Source organism: Sphingopyxis jiangsuensis (assembly GCF_016734905.1).
GTDB lineage: Bacteria > Pseudomonadota > Alphaproteobacteria > Sphingomonadales > Sphingomonadaceae > Sphingopyxis > Sphingopyxis jiangsuensis.
In genome coordinates, this window is the sequence record NZ_JAERPO010000005.1 from 1 (window position 1) to 21,664 (window position 21,664).

The 21,664-nt window shown below is 60.8% G+C and carries 15 protein-coding genes; 6 read left to right on the forward strand and 9 right to left on the reverse strand.

What is annotated here, in order from left to right:
- The first annotated feature begins 139 nt into the window (after nucleotides 1-139).
- The 5 genes from JI743_RS15015 to JI743_RS15035 are packed head-to-tail and all read left to right on the forward strand — an operon-like array spanning nucleotide 140 to nucleotide 5,010.
- Nucleotides 140-1,585: an aldehyde dehydrogenase family protein gene (locus JI743_RS15015; protein WP_201929472.1), complete on the forward strand. Its 1,446-nt coding sequence runs from the start codon at nucleotides 140-142 to the stop codon at nucleotides 1,583-1,585.
- 18 nt (nucleotides 1,586-1,603) lie between these two features.
- The gene (locus JI743_RS15020) at nucleotides 1,604-2,473 is read left to right on the forward strand and encodes a 2-dehydro-3-deoxygalactonokinase (RefSeq protein ID WP_201929473.1); all 870 of its coding nucleotides are present in this window, start codon (nucleotides 1,604-1,606) and stop codon (nucleotides 2,471-2,473) included.
- Complete coding sequence (locus JI743_RS15025) at nucleotides 2,470-3,108, forward strand: 2-dehydro-3-deoxy-6-phosphogalactonate aldolase (RefSeq protein WP_201929475.1); 639 nt, start codon at nucleotides 2,470-2,472, stop codon at nucleotides 3,106-3,108. The genes JI743_RS15020 and JI743_RS15025 overlap by 4 nt, the downstream gene beginning before the upstream one ends.
- Nucleotides 3,105-4,109 (forward strand): sugar kinase, encoded by a 1,005-nt coding sequence (locus JI743_RS15030; RefSeq protein WP_201929476.1) that lies wholly within the window; start codon nucleotides 3,105-3,107, stop codon nucleotides 4,107-4,109. Before JI743_RS15025 ends, JI743_RS15030 begins: the two co-directional genes overlap by 4 nt.
- Nucleotides 4,096-5,010 (forward strand): aldose 1-epimerase, encoded by a 915-nt coding sequence (locus JI743_RS15035; protein WP_236660070.1) that lies wholly within the window; start codon nucleotides 4,096-4,098, stop codon nucleotides 5,008-5,010. Before JI743_RS15030 ends, JI743_RS15035 begins: the two co-directional genes overlap by 14 nt.
- On the opposite strand, the gene JI743_RS15040 is transcribed toward JI743_RS15035, so the two are convergent.
- The 6 genes from JI743_RS15040 to JI743_RS15065 all read right to left on the reverse strand — a co-directional run bounded on the left by JI743_RS15040 (nucleotide 4,984) and on the right by JI743_RS15065 (nucleotide 18,134).
- Nucleotides 4,984-5,673 carry a SapC family protein gene (locus JI743_RS15040; RefSeq protein WP_201929480.1) on the reverse strand — a complete coding sequence of 230 codons (690 nt, stop codon included), beginning with the start codon at nucleotides 5,671-5,673 and terminating at the stop codon, nucleotides 4,984-4,986. The genes JI743_RS15035 and JI743_RS15040 overlap by 27 nt on opposite strands.
- Before the next feature lie 11 nt (nucleotides 5,674-5,684).
- The gene (locus JI743_RS15045; protein WP_201929483.1) at nucleotides 5,685-7,238 is read right to left on the reverse strand and encodes a tryptophan halogenase family protein; all 1,554 of its coding nucleotides are present in this window, start codon (nucleotides 7,236-7,238) and stop codon (nucleotides 5,685-5,687) included.
- Nucleotides 7,239-7,347: 109 nt separating this feature from the next.
- Nucleotides 7,348-10,140, reverse strand: a complete 2,793-nt coding sequence (locus JI743_RS15050; protein ID WP_201929485.1) for a TonB-dependent receptor — start codon at nucleotides 10,138-10,140, stop codon at nucleotides 7,348-7,350.
- 150 nt (nucleotides 10,141-10,290) lie between these two features.
- Nucleotides 10,291-11,901: a tryptophan halogenase family protein gene (locus JI743_RS15055; RefSeq protein WP_269090325.1), complete on the reverse strand. Its 1,611-nt coding sequence runs from the start codon at nucleotides 11,899-11,901 to the stop codon at nucleotides 10,291-10,293.
- Nucleotides 11,898-15,548 carry a TonB-dependent receptor gene (locus JI743_RS15060; RefSeq protein ID WP_330903014.1) on the reverse strand — a complete coding sequence of 1,217 codons (3,651 nt, stop codon included), beginning with the start codon at nucleotides 15,546-15,548 and terminating at the stop codon, nucleotides 11,898-11,900. The genes JI743_RS15055 and JI743_RS15060 overlap by 4 nt, the downstream gene beginning before the upstream one ends.
- A gap of 63 nt (nucleotides 15,549-15,611) precedes the next feature.
- Nucleotides 15,612-18,134 carry a beta-galactosidase gene (locus JI743_RS15065; RefSeq protein WP_201929491.1) on the reverse strand — a complete coding sequence of 841 codons (2,523 nt, stop codon included), beginning with the start codon at nucleotides 18,132-18,134 and terminating at the stop codon, nucleotides 15,612-15,614.
- Nucleotides 18,135-18,190: 56 nt separating this feature from the next.
- On the opposite strand from JI743_RS15065, the gene JI743_RS15070 reads away from it, so the two are divergent.
- Nucleotides 18,191-18,592 carry a hypothetical protein gene (locus JI743_RS15070; RefSeq protein WP_201929492.1) on the forward strand — a complete coding sequence of 134 codons (402 nt, stop codon included), beginning with the start codon at nucleotides 18,191-18,193 and terminating at the stop codon, nucleotides 18,590-18,592.
- Between the two features lie 8 nt (nucleotides 18,593-18,600).
- Here the strand turns inward: JI743_RS15070 and JI743_RS15075 are convergent, their stop codons facing one another.
- The 3 genes from JI743_RS15075 to JI743_RS15085 are packed head-to-tail and all read right to left on the reverse strand — an operon-like array spanning nucleotide 18,601 to nucleotide 21,656.
- Nucleotides 18,601-19,212, reverse strand: a complete 612-nt coding sequence (locus tag JI743_RS15075) for a GntR family transcriptional regulator (protein WP_330903019.1) — start codon at nucleotides 19,210-19,212, stop codon at nucleotides 18,601-18,603.
- A gap of 15 nt (nucleotides 19,213-19,227) precedes the next feature.
- Nucleotides 19,228-20,481 (reverse strand): MFS transporter, encoded by a 1,254-nt coding sequence (locus JI743_RS15080; RefSeq protein ID WP_201929494.1) that lies wholly within the window; start codon nucleotides 20,479-20,481, stop codon nucleotides 19,228-19,230.
- Between the two features lie 29 nt (nucleotides 20,482-20,510).
- The gene (locus tag JI743_RS15085; RefSeq protein WP_201929495.1) at nucleotides 20,511-21,656 is read right to left on the reverse strand and encodes a mandelate racemase/muconate lactonizing enzyme family protein; all 1,146 of its coding nucleotides are present in this window, start codon (nucleotides 21,654-21,656) and stop codon (nucleotides 20,511-20,513) included.
- Nucleotides 21,657-21,664: the final 8 nt, after the last annotated feature.

Here is a 21,664-nt window from a genome sequence, read left to right on the forward strand (position 1 = left end):
TCCTTCCCCATCGACCAATACACAATCCAGCCGCTCCACATCCAAAACGGAAACGCAAAAGCACCCAACACCCCAGGAAACGGCATCTCCTTCAACTTCCAATCCCTCAACCCCCACAGGGTTATCTGAAGGCTTATCCATGACCGAGACCACTTACTATCGCAGCTTCATCGGCGGTCGCTGGACCGACGGCTCCGGCGGCGAGCGCATCGAGGTTCTTGACCCGGCCGACAACAAGGCCTGGGCCGAAGTCCCTGCCTGCAACGCATCCGATTGCGAAGAGGCGCTCGCGGCCGCCGAGGCAGCCCACCCGAAATGGGCGGCGCTTACAACGATGCAGCGCGCGGCCTATCTCGAAGCGCTCAACGAGCGCCTTGAGGCAGAGCGCGAACATTTCGCGAAACTGCTCGTCCGCGAGCAAGGAAAAACCCTCCGGGAAGCGCTCGCGGAAGTCGACGACACCATTGGCTACATGCGATATGCAGCGCAGTCCGCGCGCTGGATACGCGGAGATATCATGCCCGCGGACGGCCCCGGCGAGCGGCTCATGACCTTCAAGGTGCCCTATGGCGTGTGCGTTGCGATCTGCGCGTATAATTATCCGCTCGCACTGATCGGTCGCAAGGTCGGACCGGCGCTGGTGACCGGCAACACGATCGTCATCAAGCCGCATGAGGCTACCCCGGTGACCGCAGCCGAATTCTGCCGCCTTGTCGCTGACGTTGGCATCCCGGCCGGCGTCATCAACATGGTAACCGGCGACGGCGCCGTTACGGGCGCAGCGCTTGTGTCCAGTCGCCGGACCCGGCTCATCACGTTGACGGGAAGCATTGCGGCAGGGCAACGCGTTGCGCGGCTTGCATCCGACAACCTCGCGGCCTTGTGTCTGGAGCTGGGCGGCAAGGCGCCCTTCATTGTCATGGAAGACGCCGACGTCGAAGCGGCGGCTGCCGCGGCCGCGCAGGCGCGTTTCGCGAACTGCGGCCAGGTTTGTATCTGTAGCGAAGCCGTCCTTGTCCACCGATCGATCGCCGCACGTTTCACCGAGCGTCTGGTCGAGCTTGCAAGCGCGATCGCGATCGGACACCCGATGTCGAATCCCGGAATGGGGCCGCTCGCGACCCGGCAGGCGCAGACGCGCATCCGATCACTCGTGACCGAATCCATCGAGATGGGTGCCGAGATTCTCGTCGGAGACAACTGGTCTGCTCCGGCTGGTCTCGAGGCGGGGAACTGGATGGCGCCGACAGTGCTTTCCTGCCCCAATGGCAATCTTCCGGTGTTTCGCGACGAGGTTTTCGGGCCGGTGTTGCCAATTCTGGAAATCGACGATGCCGAACAAGCCATCCAATTGGCGAACGCACGCGACGACGGCCTGTCGGCTTATGTCTGGACGCGCGACAACAGCATGGTTCACCATTTTATCGATCGCTTGGAAACCGGAACGGTTTTCGTGAACAAGGGCATTTCGGGATCGTTCCACGGCTATCACAACGGACACAAGCGCAGCGGAATCGGCGGCGAGGACGGACCATATGGCCTCGAGAATTATCTGCAAAAGCGCAGCGTCTATCTCGCCTATTGAGGCGGGGCGCATCGGCCAATGACAGATCGTAGCGATTTCCTGGCTGTCGATTGGGGCACGACCAATCGCAGATTCTTCATCTTCTCCGGAGGGAGACTGGCGTACAGCGAACGTGACGGCCTCGGAATTCGTGCGATCCGGCCCGGAGGTTATCCGAACGCGATAGCGGAGCTTCGATCGCGATTCCCGGGATTGCCCATGATTTTGGCGGGGATGGTCGGCTCGAACCGCGGATGGATAGATGCGGGATACGTCGATGCCCCGACCGACCTTGCCGCGCTGGCTCGCCGCGCCCTTCGTCCCGAGGAGGACATTTTGCTCATCCCGGGCGTACGGTGGATGGGCGGCCCACGAGCCGACGTCATGCGCGGCGAAGAGGTGCAGATATTGGGCGCCGCCGTCAGCGGGCTTGCGCCCCCCGACGGCCTCTTGTGCCAGCCCGGGACGCACTGCAAATGGGCGCAGCTGTCCGATGGGCGGCTTGACCGTTTCACCACCGCAATGACTGGCGAAATGTTCGCTCTCCTGCGCGAACACGCATTGATCGGCGACGCGTTGCAGGGCGACGTGCGGCCCGACGTGGATTTTCGCCGCGGCGTCGCGGATTCGGAAGCCGGCGACCTGTTGGGCGCGCTGTTTTCGATCAGGCCGGGAGCCATGCTGGGCACGGAGCCGGGCCGTTCTTGGGCGTCCTATGCAAGCGGCTTGCTTATAGGCGCCGATTGCCGGGCGCATGCGAAGGCGGAGACCATCTATCTGCTTGCCGATGACAAGCTGGGCAGCCTCTATGCCGAGGCCCTCGCTTCGATGGGCATCGCCTCTCGCCTGACCGATAGTCACGCCGCCTTTGCCGCGGGGATCGCCTATATTTGGGAGCAGGTTGAATGACGCTGACATTTTCGGACGCGCTGGGCGAAATGCCCCTCGTCGCCATTCTGCGGGGAATCACACCGGACGAGGTGGAAGCCATCGGCGACGCGCTGATCGAGAGCGGATTGCGGCTGATCGAGGTTCCGCTCAATTCGCCATCGCCGTTCGACAGCATTGCCCGCCTCGCGGCCCACGTCAAAGGGCGTGCCATCGTCGGGGCCGGAACCGTCATCCGAAAGGACGAGGTCGAGCGCGTCGGTGCGGCCGGCGGCCAGTTGATTGTCAGCCCGCACATCGACGTCGAACTCATCCGCTTTGCTGCGGCACGGGGTCACGACATATTGCCCGGGATCGCAACGCTGAGCGAAGCGATGGCGGCCCTGCAGGCCGGCGCCTCAGCGCTCAAACTCTTCCCCGCCGAAACCATCGGGCCGGCGTGGGTAAAGGCGGCCCGTGCCGTCCTGCCGACGCGAACCGCAGTCCTCCCGGTGGGCGGAATCGAACCCCAGTCCGTGTCGGCTTGGGTTGCGGCGGGAGCGGCCGGCTTCGGGCTCGGTTCGGGTCTTTTCAGGCCCGGCATGTCGGCATTGGAGGTGAAGGAGCGGGCGCTATCCTATGTGGAAGCGTGGAGAGCTGCCGGAGAAACGACATGACGGTCGCAGCCTTTGGCGAGATATTGCTGCGCATGTCGCCTCCCGGGTCCGAGCTTCCGCTGCAGACACCTCGCCTCGATTGCTGGGTGGGGGGGGCGGAAGCCAATGTTCTTGCGCAGCTGGCGGAACTCGGCCACGAAGTGCGGCTTGCGTCGCATGTACCCGACGACAGCTTCGGCCGGGGCGCCATCCGCCTTCTCCGCCAGAATGGCATCGACACGCGGCATATCCGTCGCGGAGAAGGTCGCCTCGGGCTCTATCTGGTCGTACGCGGGGCCGGCGCGCGCGCAAGCGAAGTTGTTTACGACCGGTTTCCTTCCGGATTTGCTGAGGCCGACCCAAGCGGATGGGACTGGCCAGCGCTGCTGGGCGGCGCAACCTGGCTCCATGTGTCGGGCATCACCGCAGCGGTTAGCGAACGCGGAGCGGCGGCGCTGGAGGCCTGTCTGACCGCCGCCCGCGAACGGGGGATCCGCATCGCTTTCGACTGCAACTTCCGGCCGAGCCTCTGGAAGCGTCGCAACATGGATCCGGTTCCCATACTCAACAATCTCCTGTCGCGGGCCGACCTCATCTTCGGAAATCACAACGATATTTCGCTACTTTGCGGCCGACATTTCATCGAGACGGGCGCCGCCAGGCGCCGGGCGGCCGCCAAGGCGGCCTTCGACATGTTTCCGCAGCTTCAGTGCCTTGCCTCGACCGCCCGGCATGCAGCCGAGGCGGACCGGCATTCGCTCTCGGCGCGGATCGATCGCAGGGACAGCGAGGTACAGACCAGCGAAATCCTGCTTACCGGGATTGTGGATCGCATCGGGAGCGGTGATGCCTTTTGCGCCGGCATATTGCACGGCATGCTAACCGGGGCCGACGACAAGGAATGTGCTGAACTTGGACTCGCGCTGGCGATCCTCAAACACACCCTCCCCGGAGATGCCTCGCTCTTCAGCGAGGATGAAATTCGCGCCTACCTCGCCGGCAGCACCGATGTCCGGCGCTGACCAAATCCGACCTGCCGCATTAATTGAGATTTGCAGCGGCGACTATTCGGCAACCGTAGCGCCGCAGATTGGAGGTAGCCTCGCGTCGTTTCGGTACAAGGGTTCCCACCTGTTGCGGCCCTTGCCGGACGGAGCGAGCGACGCCGAAGCGGCGGCCATGTTCCCGATGGTCCCCTTTGCCAATCGCATCCATGGCAATCGCTTCGACTGGCGCGGCCAGTCACACAGGATCGCACCCAATATCGTCGGCGAGCCCTATGCGCTCCATGGTGCGGGCTGGCAAAGTGCCTGGGAGGTGGTGCAGCAAACCACCGACTCTGTTTCGATCGAAGCGAACGCAAGCATCGGCCCCTACCAGTTTCAAGCCGGTCAGACTTTCCGGATCGATGCGTCGGGACTGTCCGCGAGCCTCACCGTCACCAATCGCGCGCCTCTGGCGTTGCCATATGGTCTGGGGTTTCACCCCTGGTTTCGGCGAACGGCGGGAACGCAGGTGAAGTTCGACGCCGCGGTGGTGTGGGACGAAGCCGAGTTGGGGCTCGCCGGATCGCCTGCCAAGGTTTTTGGGCCGTTCGACTGCTCAAGTTGGTCGGCGCTCCCCGCGACGATGCGCAATCATTGCTATGAAGGCTGGGCTCGCAGCTTTGCGGTCTCGATTCCCGAGATCGACAGCATTCTTAATGCCCGCGTAGAAGGACCGGCCAACTATCTCATGCTATATGCAGACCCATCGCTCGACAGCTTTTGCCTTGAACCCCAGACCCACTTGAGCGGCGCCTTTGGGATCATGTCCCAGATCGCGCTTCACGGTCTTACCGAGCTCGCACCGGGCGAGTGCCTTGCGATCGGGTTGCATCTCTCGTGCGAAACGCTTTCAGGTCGGGACAGCGAACCGCGATAAATGTCCGCGCGACGCCGCAACGAGAAACGCGGCTTGCAAAAAACCGCCGCGATGAAGATCGCCGAGGTCCGCCTGTTCGAGTTCTGCGAGCGCCTGTTCGTCAATGGCGTAGAGTAATGATGCCGCGCTACCCGGATCAATCTCGGTCCCGCGCCACGGAACCACGAGGCCGCGTTCGACGAACAGTTCGATCATGCGCTCGGTGGGCCGGACCCCCGCCATCGCCAAGCTGACGAGGCGGCGCGCTTCCGCGAGCAAAGCGCCAGGCTGCCGCGCGTCGTCGAAAAGTCGCGTGCCCCGATCGCGGCTGATGCGCATATGCTCGAGGTCGATGGCCAGCGCGCCGCTGCCAGAGCCGTCCGACGCGGACTGAACGGCAAGAAACGGCGCCCGCCGAAAATGTATCGGAATATAGGATGATTGCCATCGATCCGCCTCGAGATAGCGGTTCTCATCCGGTTTGGCGCCCAGCACGACGACCAGGCCAAATTTTCCCGTCTCCGGATTCTTCATGAACAAGACCGGATATTCGAGCACAAGCTGGCGCAATTCGGTTGCAAGGACCGGCGCGAATTGGATGTTCTCGCCGAATTGGGAACCGCTCCCTTCGATCACCCGCAGATCGTGATGCGTCTCGGCGTCGAGAATGACGACGTCGACCATAGTCTGTCCCCTCAAATCGGCTGCAAGCCGTGTCGTGCGATCTTATCGAGCAGGTCGCGGTTTGGCGGGAGGCTGCCGACCATGCTCCTTGTTTCCTGCCGGTTCCTCTCGAAATATCGATCGGCCTCACGCGCAGCCGCTCGCGATGGCGCATCATAGCCACACTCGGGACGAAACCCCATTCCATACAGAATATATTGATAGCTAGCGCCAGGGAACACTTCGACCGCGCGGTCGAAATCGGCATCCGAGGGCGGGTGATATTGCCAAAGCTGCATCAACTCTTTGAGGCTGTCGGGAATTGACGCCTGGGCGCGATTGTCGATCCAGAAATCATTGTCGGTTCGCTGACTGAGGAGATAGTGCAGCTTCAAGAAATCGATGATGCGATCCCAGCGATAGGCGAAGGTGCGATTGAAGCGGTCGGCCACGATCTCCATAGCTTCCCGGGTGGCGGGCATCTGCTCTGCAAGAAATTGCGCCGAAATTTCGACCAGCAGGATGGCCGAGGCCTCGAGCGGCTCGAGAAACCCCGCCGACAATCCGATCGCAACGCAATTGCCGGCCCAAAAACGCTCGCGGTGCCCCGGTTCAATGTCGATTCTGCGCACCGAGAGGTGGGTGTCATCGCCGCCTGTCGCGCGAATATAGCGCCGAAGGTCTGCTTCGGCCTCCCCTTCATCGGTGTGCGCGCTGCTGAAGACATGGCCCGTACCGCGCCGCGATTGAAGACCGATGTCCCAAATCCATCCTGCGCCCTGCGCAGTCGAAATCGTATGGGAAGCCAGCGGCGTATCGGGGTCCGGATACGGAACCTGGACGGCAAGCGCGCGGTCGATGAACAGAATATGTTTGCACGAACGGAAGGGCACGTTGAAATGCCCGCCGAGCAACAGCGAGCGAAATCCCGTGCAATCCACAAAGAGATCGCCGGTGATGGGTCCGGCCTGCGCAGTTTCAATCGCCGCGATGTCCCCGTTTTCCGCCGCGCGAACACCCGTCATGTCTGCGAGGACATGGCGAACGCCGAGCTTCTCCGTGCAATGCGCTTTCAGAAACTCCGCGAACGCCCCGGCGTCGAGATGATAGGCATAATTTGCCACGCCGTCATACTCGGCGGTGGTGATGAGCTTGGGCGCGAGACCCGCCTCGCAAATTTCTTCTTGGGGACACGTGCTGCGCGAAAAAGATTGCTGCTTCTCACCCTCCAGCCAGTGCAACCCCAAATTTGTCTCGAAATAGCCCTGCGGCAGAACGAGCGGGTGATAATAATAATCTTGCTCGTCGCCGGTTACCCATCGTGCGAACTTTGCGCCCTGCTTGAACGTCGCGTTGCAAGACCGAATGAAGTCTGTTTCGCGCACACCCATCCGCCGCAAGGTGCGTCGCATGGTCGGCCAGGTTCCCTCGCCCACTCCGATGATCGGGATATTCGGCGATTCCACGAGCGTAATTGCGATCGGTTCCGCACGTTGACTTCGTGACACCGCCGCAAGGGTTCCGGCGGTGAGCCATCCGGCGGTACCTCCGCCGACGACGACGATATGTCTTACTCTTTGCGTCACTCCGGCACCCCAACAATCAACCTGCCCATAGCATAAAAAAACGGGGTTGCTCGCACGCGAGCAACCCCGTTGTCAGGCCCATCCCCCGGGGAGAGAAACAGGGAGGAGATCAGAATTTCGCACGGACCCCGAATGCATAGCGAGCGCCATATTGCTCGGCATCGAGCAGTTGCTCCTCGAAGCGCCCATAGCGCCGCGTCGTCGCGTTCAGGAGATTGAGCCCCTCGGCAAAAACCGTGACATTCTCGTTGATGTCGTAGCTGATGCTCGCGTCGAGCTGCCCATAGGCGGCCGTGTTGACGGGCTCCGCGCCGAGCGACAGCAGGAACTTGTCGCGCCAGTTGTAAGCGACACGGGCCTGCAAGCCGTTCTTTTCGTAGAAGCCCACCAGATTATATGAATTGCTGAGACCGGTGAGCGCGAGAATTTGCGAGAAGTTGTAGGGATCGAGGTCGATGTTGCCGTCGACGAGCGTGCCGTTCAGCATCACGCCGAAGCCCGTGTCGCCAAACACATGCTGAACCGTCGCCTCAAGGCCCTGAACCGATGCCGACTGGAGATTGCCAACGGTATTGATGTCCCAAGTTACGATCGGATCGCCAGGCGCCGACAAACAGGCCGGATTGGGCGTTGCCGAAGAGTCGGGGCACCCGGGTCGCGGATTGACGCTGGGGTCGCGCAGCGGCTCGCCATTGGCATTGAGCACCGGCCCACGGTTGGTCACGGCCCCGATGAAATTGTCGACCCACTTCTTGAACACGCCTACCGAAACATAGCTGCTCGGCTTGTAATACCATTCGAGCGACAGATCGATGTTGTTCGACGTATAGGGAAGCAAGCCCGGGTTGCCCTGCGACACGATGAACGGTCCGCCCGGCCGCGAATTGAGGAAGTTTGTGGCCGGGAACATGGCTGACAGGCTGCTCCGCGCGATCGTCTTGCTGTACGAGGCACGCGCGACGAGGTCGTCGGTCAGGTCGATGCGAAAATCGACGTTGGGCAGGAAGACATCATAATCGCCTTTAAGTTCCTGCCGCGCTGGCGTCGTGTCACGGATAACCTGCAGTTCCTGCGGATGCCTGAAATTGAGCGCGACGATGCCATTTTGCACGGTATAGGCGCTGACATTCGTCTTTTCGTAGCGGATTCCGGCATTGATTTTGACCGGCATGGCGTTGAAATCGGTTTCCAGGTCGAACGACATGAAGGCCGATTTCGTCTTCTCGCGCACCCCGTTCAGCGCCGGCGGGTCGATTGCGAACAGACCCGCATCTTCGACAATGCCAACGAACTCGGTCGCGCTGTAAATCGGTATCTGCGGGAAAAGCTGATCGGCGCCCTTGAACTGATCGAGCGTACTGCCGCGCGGCACGAAGGAGAAATCGAGTCCGCCAAGCGGCACGTTGACAAAGCGGAAGGTCGCACTGAGCAACGTATCAACCTTGTAATCGGTGTAATCGACACCGAAATTGATCGCCTTCAGCGCACCGTCGTCGCTCGACCATTTTCCCGCCGCCTGGATCTGGCGGATATTGTTTTCAACTTCATATCCGCGCTTCTGATACAGATCCGAGACGACGTTCGCGAAATTTTCGGCGCCGCCGGCGAGTGTGGAATCGTCGAAGCTCACCGCCGGGATCTTGCCCGAGAAATTGCCGCTGATCGAGGCGACCGACCCGATCGGATTTCGCAGATTCGAGAGCGTTTCCGCCGTCTGGCCATCCTTCGTGTTGGGGTTGGAATGCGACGTCGAGTCATGCGCATCGAGCTCGAACGACAGATTGTCGGTGACATCCCATTTGATGTTGCCGCCAAAAGAGTCGTTCCTGGTGGACTGGTAGAAGTCCCAAGCCCAGAAATCGAGATTGTCGTTCAGTGTGGTCACATCGACCAGCGTGCCGTTGGCATCGGCGGTGGCGATGTCGGGGCGGTCGAACCAGAACGCCATCCGGTGCATCTGCGTGCGTTCCTTGTAACGCGACATCGTATAGTCTGCCGTGATCGTCAGGCCGTCGACGGGCTCGGCCTGCAGGACGATCTGGCCATTGGTGCGCTTTCGTTTGGAATCCCACACGTCCATATCGACGGTCCAAGGTGTCCAGAAGGCCTGTGTCGGATTGGCAGACGTATCGATCGCGCTGAGGTCGAGATTCGGATTGGCGCGATTTCCCCGATTGCGCACCCACCCTTGTGTGCCGGTCCGTTCCTTGCGCGAATTGCGTTCCGAATAGGAACCGATGACGAGAACACCAAAGCGATCATCGCCAAAGGTCGTGCTCAGAAGACCGGTGACTTCCGGGGTGACCTTGCTGCCGACCTCGGTGCTCGTATCCCAGTTCGCCTTGGCGCTGGCGACCGCGCGGAAGCCTGGCGTGTCAAGCGGCCGCGGCGTGCGAATGTTGATTGTCGCACCGAGCCCGCCGGACACGATATCGGCGCGGCCGGTCTTGTAGACCTCGACCGCCGACACGCCCTCCGAAGCAAGATCCCGGAAGTTGAAGCTGCGCGAAATGCCGGCAGATTGGAGCGAGGAGGAATTGGGCATCTGGCGCTCGTTGAGCGTCACGAGGTTGAAGCCCGGCCCAAAGCCGCGAACCGTAACCTGGTTGCCCTCATTGTTCGATCGATCGATCGAGACCCCCGAAATGCGCTGGAGCGACTCGGCAAGGTTCGCGTCGGGGAACTTGCCAATGTCTTCGGCGGAGATCGCATCGACGACGCCGCTCGCTTCGCGCTTGATGTCAGCTGCGTCGCTGAGCGACTTGCGAATACCACTGACAATGATCGCGTCGTCACCCGACTCGGCGCCGTCGTCTGCCGCTTGCGCCCAAAGCGGCTGCGCTGCCGCGCACATCGCAAACGCGCCGGCCGACAACAGGAATTTGATGCGATTGGTCCTCATGGTCACCCTCCCAAGGATGTTGCTGCTTCTTATCCACGATGCACTAGCAGCACATCGTAGATTGTCAACAATCAATCTTTGACAAACTGATTTGGCGGTCGCTTTGGCGACATACGAGCCACCGCGCCCGATCCGCACGGCCACTTCTTTCTACTGCAGAGGTTCCAGGCTGAGCCCATTGGCGCACAAGATACGGAGCGCTTCGGCAGGTTGCGGACATGCCGCCCCCCCCGAGGCGCCGCGTTGCGCTTCCAATGTCGCCGCATGGCCTTCATGGTTGAGCAAGCAGCGCTCGATGAAACGTCCGATGCTCGCGACGGGAACCTTCTCGGCAACCGAGGGATCCGGGGGGCTCAGCTGGGTCACCCGCGGAAACACCCCTTTTCCGCAGAGCATGTAGGTCCAGCTGTTGGCGGAGAAATATTGCGTCATTCGCCGCGACGTCAGTACCGGTTCGATCGCTTCGCCCCGGAACCAGGACTCGAACACGGCCTTGATATTATCCGACAGCGCTGCCGAATTCGCGCGGCAATGGTCCCAATACTCCGTTTGGTGGCCGCTGCTGGTAAGATAATGGGCCGCGATGAAGTCGCGAACGCTGTCGAATGCGTCGGCCACCTCCCGGTTGAAGGCGTCTGCAACCTGCGGGTCGGTGCCTTTCGTCAGAAAGTGCCACGCAAAGCGCGTTGCCGTAAATTGAGTGAGCGCCAGTCCGGTCGCCTCAAGAGGTTCGATAAAGCCCTGTGCCAGCCCAATGGCCACGCAGTTCTTCGTCCAGCTTCGTTCGAGCCTTCCCACCCTCATACGGACGAGGCGCGCATCGCCGCCATCGATCGCAATCCGGCGGCGCAATTCGCGCTCGGCGGCGTCGTCCGAAAGAAACTGGGACGAATAGACATATCCGTGCCCGGTTCGCGATCGAAGCGGAATCGACCATGCCCATCCGGCTTCGAGCGCCGTGGCCGTCGTTTGCGGGGGCAGGTCGGCGTCGGCCGCCGTCGCGATCGCGATCGCCCGGTCGTTCGGCAGAGCGGCAGCGAAGCTGACATAAGGTGTATGCAGCGCTTCTTCGCTCAACAGAGCCCGAAAACCGGTGCAGTCGAAATAGAGATCGGCGGTGAAAATCTCGCCGCCATCGAGATGAAGTCCAGATATCGCTCCGTCGGCGCCTTGCGCCACGGCCTCGACATGGCGCTCGCGGTGCTGGACCCCGGCATCCATCGCCTTGCGCCGGAGGAAGTTGCCGAGCAGGGCTGCGTCGAAATGATAGGCATATTGGATGTCGAACGGAAATCGATCCGGCACGAGCGGAGAAAGCCGTTTCTGTGCGACAAACCGGTTGTAGCAGAACAGATCGGGATGCGCGGGCAAGTCGATACCTTGTCGGCGCAACGCGGCGTTGAACGCAAGGCCCTTCACATGATCGCGATCGAAATGCGCGAAGAAGGGATGAAAATAGGATTTATGGCCCGGATAGTCGGACCAACCGGCGAACTCGACGCCAACCTTGTAGCTCGCCTCGCACGCCGGCATCCACTCCTCGTCGCTGATGCCCATGGCAGCAAAAAAGGCCCGGAGCTTTGGAGTGGATCCTTCCCCCACGCCGATGGTGGGGACCCGATCGGAGTCGATCACCGTCACATCGACCCGCCCGGCCAGGACTCTGGCGAACATAAGCGCCGTCATCCAGCCTGCGGCGCCGCCGCCGACGATGGCGAACCGTCGGCGGCTCGAGCCGTCAGGAGACGGGTCGTCGCTCAGAAGCGCGCTCGGACGCCGACCCGGAAGATCGGACCGGTATTGTAAAGCTGCACCGTCCGGGACTTGGGGGCATTCCCGCCGATTGCGTTACCCTCGTCGAAGGGCGTCGGGGCGCCTCCGCCGGCTGCCGGATCACCGACCCGCAAGAAACGACTGGTGAAATAGGTCCGCACCGGTTCGTCGGTGAGATTAACCCCTTCAAAGGTGAAGGAAATGTTGGGATGCACGGCCACCGCGGCCGAGAAATCCAACGTCCGGCGACCTTCCTGCCACAGCGAACCGCTCCCGAAGCTGCGCTGAACCAGCACATCGGTCGTCGATTGGAACGCCAGGCGTGCCTGATGGCCTCCGCGCTGCCAGAAGAGCGTAGCGTTCAAGGTATGGCGCGGCGTAAAGGTCACGGGCAAGGCCGGCAACAGGACATTGGGATCGATCGTCGACGCCTGCTGGTCGAACTTGCTGTCCTGGAAGGTGTAGTTGGCCGACACACCGAAGCCGCCAAGCAGCCCGGGCAGCGACGTAAAGCTATGCGTAAACTGTGCTTCGGCGCCGCGGATCGAGGCCCCTTTTCCGTTCACGATGCTCGATGTGACGAACAGATTGCAGAGATCTGTCGCGGCCGTCGAATAAATATAGCTGCCCGCATTGAAGTTGGGATTTCCCTGGAATCGCCGGGGGAAACAGGTTGCGGTGTCCAGATTCGCCTCGTTGACAACGAGGGTGGAGGAATCGAACGGGGGATCGTTGGGGTCGAGCCCGAGGTCGCGCAGGTCGCGCGCATAGGTAATAAGCTGCTGGCTTTCTTCGAAATTTGTCTGTTCTTTGGCGAAAAGGCCCACCGAGAGAAGGCTTCCGGGCTTGAAGTACCACTCGAACGACAGGTCGAGATTCCACGACTCCAGCGGATCCAGATTGGTGTTGAACAGCGTGATCGTATTGCCTGGGCGCGGCTGATTGCTACCGGGCGCCTGGAACGAGAATTCCTGGAATTCCGCCAGGCGAAATCCGGGCCGCAGCGAGTCGATCTGAGGCCTCGCGATCGTTTTCGACGCCGCGAAACGAACGATCATGTCATCGTTCATGATGTAGCTGAGGTTGAGGCTCGGCAGAAAGCGATTGTAGCTATGTTCGCCGGTCACCGCAAAGCTACGCAAGCTTCGATCACCCGAACTGAGCAGCGTCCGGCCGTCCGCCGAAATCCCCCCGGTCCTGTCGTAGACATAGTTGCGTTCGGTCGACACGTCCGAGAAGCGATAGAGGAAGAATTCGTTGGCAAACGGCGACCCTTCAACGGCGTTCGGGTCAAAGCAGGGGTTGGTCGCCGGAATCGGGGTATCGTCGCGATAATCGCCTGTTCCGTTGAGATTATATCCAAGCCCATCGACGCGAGCAAAGCGCGTTTCGTCGAAGAATATACCCTCCGGACTTCCGGAGAACTGAATTGCGGGGCACTGTGCCAGTGCAGGATTGCGATATTGCGCGAGCGAAATGGGGTCGAATATACGGCCGACATTTCCGGGATCCACGGCGAACTGCACACCCGAGAAGCCCTGCGTCTTGACGTCGGTCTGGAACCACCGCAGCCCTATGTCGCCGACGAGCCGCTCGTTGAACAGTTCGAAATTTGCCTTGGCATATAGGGCAAGGTTATCGAGCCGCGCGCCGCGCGTCTGGGTATTGTCGGGAATGAACTCGGCCGTTGGCGTCCCCAGCGCGGCGGTAAAGGCCGCCAAGGGATCGAACGTCAGAAAGCCGTCCGTGAAATTATCACGCCCATATCCAAGACCGGACAGGAAGTTGGTCACGCCGAGGTTGGTCGGATAGGGTGCGACCGGGTTCGGGCCGCCTTGGACCGGCGGCGGCACCATATTGCCTTGCGCATCGACCAGCGGGCGCGCGAAAAAAGAAGCCGGCACGTCGGAGATGCCGCCCGGCGCCGGTGAAGGCAGGCCGGTGATCGGATTGATGATGATCTGGCCAACGCCCAACTGGGCGAACGTCCCTGTCTGCGTATCGACAAATTTGTCCCTGCGAGTGAATTTACCGCCGAACTCGAACCGCGTGATGCCCGCGAAATCCACATCCCAGTCGAAGTCCAGCCGCGCGCTTTTTTGTTCGTCCTCGATGTCGTTGACGGTCCGTGACACAAAGGCGAGATTCTGCGCGGCGAGATCGTCCGGATTGAAGCCCGTGCTGGAACTATTGTCCCAGATGTGGCTCAGGTCCGCGCGAGGCTCGACGAGCGCGCCATAATCGACGAATCCCTCGCCGCCGACGAGCCGGCAGGGCCCGCCCGTACAATCAAATCCGGCCGGTTCCAGCGCCGACACAGGCGTGTTGAAAAGCAGGAAGGCGTTGATGTTGCGAAAATTCTGGGCATTCACAAAAATATTGTTGCCTGGAAGCTGCCGAGCGCGCGAATAGCCGATGTTCGCCGATACACGGAACCTGTCGCTCAGCTCCTGTTCGAAGTCCAGCGAGCCGATGACATTCTCGTTCTTGAAATTGTTGATCCCCGTCGAAATGTCTCCGAGCGCAAAGCGGTTGAGATATTTGACGAACGTGCGGCTTTCGGGGTCGAACGTAAAAAAATCGGCCTGCGGATCGGATTCCGGCGCAATCCTGCCGTCGCCCTGGAATGGCTCGCCCGCAACCAGCGGAGCGAAATCACCGATGCGCGTGCGCACCGAATCCTGGCGGTTGTCGAAGCGCTGCGAGTTGTAGCTCAAGTTGAGGACAATATTTGTTCGGTCGCTCGGCTGCCACTGCGCCGTGAAATCGGCGCCCCACCGCGTTTGGCGATTCTGAAACAGGTCATAATTGGAAAAGAAAGGCACAATGCCCGTCACGTCGTTCAATATTTCGCCCGAGGTCGATGTGGCCTGGTCGACCGTTCGCACCTGATAATCCTCGGCGCGAAACTGATCCCGGCGCACCGAAAAGGTCTCGCGAAACACATTGAGCGACAAGCCCAGCGTTTCGTCGAAGAGCTTTTTAGAGACGGCGGCGGAGATCTGATAGTCCCAACGGTCGGCGAGTTCGCTACGACGAAGCTCGCCGCCGAAGGCCGCAACGTCCTTCGCGACATCGAGCGGACGCAGGGTGACGAGATTGACGAGACCGCCGAGCGCGCCCTCTTCGTCATCGGCGCTCGGCGTCTTGATCACCTCGACCTTCGACAGGATGTTCGACGAGAAGCTGGAGAGGTTCACGGCCTGGCTGGCATCGGTTGCGCCAAGCGTCACGCCGTTGAAGGTGATGACATTCTGCTGCGGGTTGGAACCGCGGATCGAGATCGTCTGCCCCTCGCCATTGTCGCTGTTCACGCTCACGCCTGTCACGCGCCCGAGCGCGTCCGCGATATTCTTGTCCGTAGATTTGCCGATGTCTTCGGCATTGATCGTGTCGACGATTTTCCTGGCCTTGCGCTTGTCATCGATCGACTTTTCGACACTGGCGCGGAAACCGGTCACGACAATGGCATCATCGTCCTCGTCGCCGGCTATCTGTGCGTCGGATTGCGCCGTTTCAGCGTTTTCGTCCGCGGGCGCCTCTTGCCCCCGCGCCTGGCCGACCATCGCCAAAGCGAGCGCAGGCACAGCTACCGCACTCAGCATCGCAGATTGCAAACGCATATCATCCCCCATCCCTGATAGGCCGCATCATACCCAGCCCTTGCCGACATGCTTATTGTTGACAATTAACAGTTGTCAATAGCCTTCCGCTTTAGCAGCGAAGCGCTTTCGATAAAGAGCGGCATTTACGCGCTTTGCCGCTTCGACCAGTTCCGGATAGGGTCGATCCGCGACCGACACGAAACCGACATTGTAATTTTCACCGTCATATTCGCGGCCGGCGAGCGGCGAGTCGATATATTGGAACCAGTGCGCTCCGACGAATTGAGGGTGCTCGATGATCCTGTTCATATAGGATTCGAACATGAGCGCGCGCTCGCGTTGATCGCTCGCCATCACGAGGCCCGGGTGGAAAAGACCCGCATCGGGAGCGCCGATGTGGAACTCGCCTATGATCGACGGCTTGTCGAGGCGACGGAGAAACGACCATTGCTCCTCATGGAGTGTCTCACGATATTCATTGTAGCTAAGAACGTCGGTATATCGAGCGGCGGCGCGCACGACTTCCGGGGTCATACCCCAGGTGGCGAAACGGACCCCGAGATAGAGATGGTTAGGCATGAAGCGCTTCGACGCCCCTCGGACGATCTCGAAATATCGCGCGGCAAATGCTTCGAGCAGCATGGCATAGTCGCTCTCCAACGCGGCATTATGCTGGACGGCCTTGAAGCCGGAGCCTAGCGACTCCCAGTTCGGAATTTGCGTGCCCCACGCCGAATTGAGTTTCGAGATCTGGACATATTTGTCTCGGAGCAGGCGAGTGAAAGCCTGTTTTGCCGGGCTTTGTTCAGCGGAGCGGGCCAATGTGTCGATGACGATCCCATATTGTCCCTCCACGCTGCCCATCCGCCCCCAGCTTTTTTCATTGTCGATGAATATCCCTACGCACCACGGGCTGTTCGCGACCTCCTCGGCAATGCGGGCGGCCGTCACATCGGCTCGTCGGGCGAACTCGGGGTCGAAGGGATCGGGAAGCGGGGCCCAATAGTCGTCGCCGCTGCTGACGGTCTTGAAATCGCCGATAATCCATCCATTGGCGAAAAACGGCAAACGCCCGTTCCCGTAGAAGGACGGGTCCAACCAGTTTCCGAATGACGTAAAGCCCCAGCCGAGCATTCGGTCCACCGTGACGTCGCGCCATCGTCCCATGAAATGCTTTTCGTCGCCCGAATATTTTCGTTCGAGGTTCGCGCGATAGAAATTGAAGGTTTCGCCGCGCGGAACCGCGCCCTGATGGACTTCGCGCCGATAACCGAAATGCCCGCCCAAAGGTTCATCGTAATTCGGAAGCCATTCGAACATCGATCGCCGAAGCGGAGATCGCACATAGCGGCTTGGCAATGCGGCGTCCGGCACGCGCTCGAGCCCTCGCGAGTCTTCCGGGATCACGTCGGTCGCCGTCCACTGTACGATCGCCGCCTCATCGAAATCGATTCCGGTCATCGTGTTGAGGTTGGACATCCGGACATTGTCGATACCGGTCGCAAAATACAGATACCCCTCGGGGTCTATCAGCCACCATTTTCCATCGATTTTCTCGGTCCGAAAGAATCCGGTCGCAGCACGCTTTGGCCCCACCTTCCATCCGCCGAACCGGCTGCGATCCTGAAACCGGCTCTTTGCGAGTTCGGCCCCTTCGCGCTGCGCATCGCCCTGCAGCGCATCGACCGAAACGACCTTGCCGGGGAAATCGAATTTCGCAGCTTGCCCGTAACGATCGACGATCGCCGTGAGATGACCGGCGTCGATCGCCGCCGGACGGACGAGGCGGATGTTGTCGACAAGGAAAGCGCGATCTGCGTCTAGCCCGATCGCACTGATCGACATCGCCTTGATGTTCTTCAGATCGAGCTGCTTGGTCCCCCACATCCAAATGAAGGGCGAAGCGTCGGAGCGCCAGCGCGACGGCGCCTCGCGAAGCCCCGACTCCAGCGCGAGTTCGCCGCCCTTCAGAACCGCATAGAAGGTGGCGTCCCCGCGGGGCGCGACGACGGCGCTACGCGTGAAGGATTTGCCGGAGACATCGCTCAGTTCGAGATAGAGCTGGATCGAGCGATTGCCTGGATTTTTGAGGTCCAGCGCCAATCCGACCTCATTTCCGACGTCCCAGTCGCGCGGACGGTCGAAGGATATCGAGAAACCGCTGTACATGTGATCGCGTGCATTAAGGTGCACGTGGAGAGCCCGATCGCCGCCGTGATCGCCAGTCGGAACCGCGCTGGCATTGTTCATCGCGATACCGCCCGGCAATTCTCCATTCTGAAAGTCCCAAAGGGTTTGGAGAGTGATGGGAGCCGGATCGCGTCCGCCCTCCGCCAAGACCGTTCCTTCGGGCGCCACGACCGCTCCGATCAGCAGAATCGGACTGAACCACACATTCTTCACAGTCACCTCCCAGATAGTCAATTGTTGACAGTCAACCAAACGTCTGTCTTGATCGGCGCAAAAATGCAACGGCGATGGGAGAAAATCTGATGACTGGGAAATCTGCCGACAGGGCTCGCATCCTGCTCCTTTGCGTCGCGGCGACTTTTCCTTTGGGGGAAACAAGCGCCCGCGAAGAAGCCGCGACCGATCCATCGCAGCCTGTTTGGACATTCTACGGAGACGCGAAAATTTCGAAAACGGCGGCGGAACGCAGCCCTGGCGGCGCGATGATGCGGGCGTCGATCGACCGCGCCGGAGCTAATATATGGGACAGTGCGGGTTACGCATCGCTGACCCGCAAAATCTCCAAGGGCGAGCGCGTAACGCTCGGCTTCTTCGCTCGCTCGGGCACGCCCGGGGCATCAGCACGAATCAATGCCATTGTGGGCAGCGCCAGCCCGCCCTATCCGCATGCGCTATTCGCAGAGGTGCAACTCGACGATGTAGAGCGCTTCTATTGTATCGACGCCATATCGCCCGTCGACCTCGCCCGCGGCGATGGCCGAGTGACCATCCACCTCGCGGGCGGCCAGCAAATTGTCGATCTTGGCGCATTTCTGGTTACGGCCAATCCCGACCTCGCCGAAAGCACCCAATTGCCCTGCGAAAAAATGCTGTCCGGAAACTGATCCACCGCTCAGCGAATATTGTCGCGTAATGCTTCTTCGGCGCGTTTCGCATTGCCCGATCGGATCGCCTCGAGGATAGCCTCATGCTCGCCGATCGACTGATCCGGCGTCGTAATTCGTTGGTAGTTCATGCGCATCCGCATGATCACAGGCTGCCAGAGATTGGCGAGATCCTCGCCTCCCGCTTCGAAGACGATCGTTCGGTGGAAGGCGATGTCCGCCTTGGTAACCTCGGTAAAATCGCCTTCGCGCAGCCGGCGTGACAGTTCCGCCACCGCGGCCTCGAGACGCTCGATGAGTTCCGGCGACGCCTGCTTGGCAACGCGCCGAATGGCATAGGCTTCGATATCGAGCCGCAAGCGGACCATCAGGGCCTGCAGTTCGGGCGGCGGAATATCGTTGACGCGCGTGTCCCGATTGGCGCGCGTGATAAGCAGACCCTCTTTGGACAGTTCGAGCAGAACGTCGCGGATGGGACCGCGCGAAACGCCAAATCGCTGCGCAAGCGATTCTTCGGTGACCTTCTGGTTGGGAGCGAGCGCGCCCGAAATAATGTCCCCGCGCAAGCGATCGGCGATTTGTTGCCTGATACCGATTACTTCCGATGCCGCCATCATCATGTCTCTTCCCTGTTTTCAACGCCGCGACAGCACGCGCTCCACCTTGCCGATCAACAGCAGATATGAGCCAATGCCGACAATTGCCAATCCCGCCATGTATACAAGGACGAGATCAAAGTCATACCGCGAAAGAAGCGCCCCGATCACGATCGGCGTCACGACCGCCGAAAGCCCGCCACAAAAGTTGAACACCCCGCCGACCGCCCCCACGCGCCCTTCGGGGGCGAGAAGGGACACGAACACCCACGCGATCGATGCCATTCCGTTGCCAAAAAAGGCCAGCGACATAAGCGCAATGGCCTCGCCGTCGTTGCGTGCAAAAGCCGCGAGGGCGATCGAACTCGAAAGGAGCAGCCCCAGCAATACCGGCGCCTTGCGCGCTGCGCTTGCACTGACGCCGCGGCGGACGAGACGGTCGGACAGGCGGCCCGCGAAAAGGACGCCGACCATCGCAGCAAGGAAGGGCAAAGCGGTCATCCACCCAGCCCGGTCGAGAGCTATTCCGCGACTTTCGACGAGATAGGTTGGAAACCAGGTCAAAAAGAAGATCGACACGCTACCGATGCAGAATTGCCCGAGATAAAGTCCGACCAGCTTGCGGTGAAAAAGGCCGGAACCTAGCGATCCAAGCAAAGTCCCTTCCCCAGCTGCCGGATTGCTCGGACGCCATTCGAGCATGGCGCCGCCCTTCCGGAGCCGCTCTCGCTCCTCGTCTCCCAGTTTCGGATCTTCGAGTGGGTCCCGATAGAGCGCATACCAGATCCAGGCCCAGAGCAAGCCGACCGCCCCGCACAGGAAAAAGAGTATGCGCCAACCCCATAGGGCCTGAACAGCAAAGAGGATCGGGGCGAGGGCCGCAAGACCCAGAAACTGGCCGGCAGTGTAGGTGCCTATCGCGCCAGCCCGTTCGTCCTCGGGAAACCAGCTGGTCGCCACGCGATTGTTGATCGGGAAGGAAGGTGCTTCGAACGCCCCGACCATGACCCGGCAGAGTATGAGCAGCAAAAGCGATCCCGCGAAGCCCTGGACAATGGTGGCGAGGGACCAGCCTGCCAGCAGGATGGGATAAAGGACGCGGGGCCCAATACGATCCACCAGCAGTCCGCCCGGGATCTGGAGGATCGAGTAGGTCCAGGCGAAAGCCGAAAATATGATGCCGAGATCGAATTGCGAGAGCTTTAGGTCGGACCGCAATGCGACGGCCGCCACCGCCATATTCGTACGGTCGAGATAGTTAATGACAACGCTGACGAACACGGCTGCCAGCATCACGTGCCGCCGTGGGAATTGGCGCCGCATCACCAATTTGTATAGGATCCATCGGGCTTGTAGCGCCGCGGCGGTTCCCAAAACTCAAACTTTGCCGCGCGTACCGCGTCCTCGTCCACCTCGATGCCCAGTCCCGGCGCGTCCGGCACAGCGAAGCGGGTGGTTTCCAACTGAGGACGTTTGGGAAACATCCGGTCATAGACCGACGTATCGACGCCATAGGGGTCGACCTCGCACCAAGACAGATTGGGAATGGCAGCGCAGAATTGGATGGTCGCCGCCGTGCAAACGGGACCGAGCGGATCATGCGGCATCACGTCAATATAGTGGGTCTCCGCCATGGCGGCGATCTTCATCGCTTCGGTGAACCCGCCGACGTTGCAAATGTCGATGCGCGCAAAATTGGTCAGCTTTCCCTCGATATAGGGAGCGAAATCCCATTTCGATGCGAACTCCTCGCCGATCGCGAAGGGTATGTCGCACATTTGGCGCAGTGCGCTGTAAGCCCCCGGGCTCTGTTGCCGGATCGGTTCCTCGAGAAAATCGATCGTACCGGGCGGCATCCGATGGCAGAATGACGCGGCCTCGGCGACCTGCAGCCGGTGATGAAAGTCGATGCCCAGGCAGATCTCGCTGCCAAGCGCCGCGCGGGCCGCTTCGAGCGCGGCGGCGGCTATGGCAATAGCGCGGCGGGGATCGTAAGTCGTAGGCCCTGCGGCATCGCCTACGGTGGCCCGGATACAGTCCCACCCTTGCTCCTTCAGCGCGACCATGTCGGCGACGAGCGCGTCGCCATGCTCTGCCGTGCTGGTGATGAAGCAAGGAATATGATCGCGTTGCTTGCCGCCGAGCAGCTGGTGGACCGGAACGCCATGCGCCTTGCCCGCAATATCCCAGAGCGCGATGTCGATGGCAGACATTGCTGCGGTAATCGTCCGGCCACCCTCAAAATATTGGCCGCGGTACATCTCTTGCCAGAGCGCCCCGATATGCCGCGCATCCTTGCCAATGAGGAACGGCCGAAAATGATCGATCATCCCCGCGACGGCCAGTTCGCGGCCGGACAGCCCCGATTCCCCCCAGCCGACGATCCCGTCATCGGTCGCAACGCGAACAAGGCAGATGTTCCGATAGCCGGCCCAGACCGGAAAGACCGAAATATCGCTGATCCGCATCTCGGTCC